Origin of the sequence: Paenibacillus solanacearum, assembly GCF_910593845.1 — a bacterium.
GTDB lineage: Bacteria > Bacillota > Bacilli > Paenibacillales > NBRC-103111 > Paenibacillus_G > Paenibacillus_G solanacearum.
Genome location: NZ_CAJVAS010000101.1, coordinates 1 through 1,840 on the forward strand (window position 1 = coordinate 1; position 1,840 = coordinate 1,840).

At 40.1% G+C, this 1,840-nt stretch carries 1 protein-coding gene; it reads right to left on the reverse strand.

Annotation, left to right across the window (positions count from 1 at the left end):
• Positions 1 to 1,242 precede the first annotated feature (1,242 nt).
• Positions 1,243 to 1,686, reverse strand: a complete 444-nt coding sequence (locus KXG62_RS33735) for a DUF4274 domain-containing protein (RefSeq protein WP_218096385.1) — start codon at positions 1,684 to 1,686, stop codon at positions 1,243 to 1,245.
• Positions 1,687 to 1,840: the final 154 nt, after the last annotated feature.

The following is a 1,840-nucleotide window of genomic DNA, read 5'->3' on the forward strand; positions in this document are numbered from 1 at the left end:
ACATTCGACAGTTTACCATTCATTTCCTGCCAATTTATCGGGTGAGCTCGATGCGAATCAGATTAGATTATTATATAAAAGCTCTGCGTTGGTTTCGTCTAACGTTCTTGTATTCACGAATTCGAGAGCCTTAAGGCGCGTAGCGCTGGGTCCGTCAGGACTTAGGCTCGCAGGGTTGTCTGCCTGATCCGCTTCCCCGAATTACCTTCGGGCAGACCAAGGAGCGCAAGCGACGCAGCGTGAATATGGTGTTATATGTAGTCCCAGCCCTCTTCGAATTCACTTACAAATATGAAACTTCCCCGGACTGCCTTCAATACAAGTCTTTAATACGACGCTTCACCGAACTACCTTCAATACAGTCTTTAATACGACGCTTCACCGAACCGCCTTCAATACAAGTCTTTAATACGACGCTTCACCGAACCGCCTTCAATACAAGTCTTTAATACGACGCTTCACCGAACTGCCTTCAATACAAGTCTTTAACACATACTTCCTGAAGTTCTTCCAATAAAAATTCTTTATAAAGTCATTCGCTGGGATTACATATAACGTTCTTGTATTCACGAATCCGAGAGCCTTAAGGCGCGGCGGCGCCGGGTCCGTCAGGACTTAGGCTCACAGGATTGTCTGCCTGATTCCACTTCCCCGAATTATCTTCTGGCAGACCAAGGGGGCTTGACCCCCGCAGTGTGAATACGGTGTTATCTGCTGTTCGTGCCTTCTCTGATCAACTTACAAAATCTTCTTTATATAGCCCTTTATAGTCCTTTAATAGTCCTTTATAGCACTTTACAGTCTTTTATGGTCTTTATAGTTTTTACATAGTCTTTTACCACGTTTAGCCATATATAGTATTTCAATATTATCAGTTTCAAATCTTATAATATTCTGTCGATTCATTTTAGTCAGTCATTTCATTCTTTATACTAAAGCTCTTCTGGCCCCGCCGCGAATGCGGCCATTAAAATAACTCATATCAAACCGATTAATTCAGTAGGGCTTTTTTAGATTCTTTACGGCCGACAGGCCGCACGAATTGCAGATAACGTTCTTGTATTCACGAATCCGAGAGCCTTAAGGCGCATAGCGCCGGGTCCGTCAGGATTTAGGCTCGCAGGGTTGTCTGCCTGATATTACATCCCCGAAAAACATCGGGCAGACCAAGGGAGCGTAGCGACTGCAGCGTGAATACGGTGTTATCTGAAGTTATTGCCCTCCCTGAAAAAATCCCTCATATTAGAGTCTTGTATTTAATTCAATTCCTGTTGTTCCTTCAAAAAAAATATCTCTATAGTTTGTGTTGATTTTCTTAATCTTATAAGCTTGTATTTTTGATAATACTGGGATGTACTTAATAGATTTATTTATAAATAGGTTTTCATTAATTCTGTCATATAAATTATTTAAAAAACTAATCCATTCTTTATTCTTGCTGGTGTTATGAGCTTCTAGTAAAAACAATTCGCCCTCAGCTAAGTAGAAAATCATAAGGGCTGTTCCTAAATCACAACTTTTATTATTTAAAATTAAATATGGAATTTCAAAACCATCGTTCCAGTTATAGTTTGCGGCTATTATATGTAACGTGTCAGGGTCATCTATAATTTCTATTTTTTGGATTTTTTCCTCTTGAGTATCGTTATAAATAAAATCTTTAATAAATGCTTCTTTATCTTCCACGATACCACTTCATTTCTTTAATATATTGCAATAATTTCAGATAACGTTCTTGTATTCACGAACCCGAGAGCCTTAAAGGAGCGGAGCGACTGGGTCCGTCAGGACTTAGGCTCGCAGGGTTGTCTGCCTGATTCCACTTCTCCGAATTATCTTC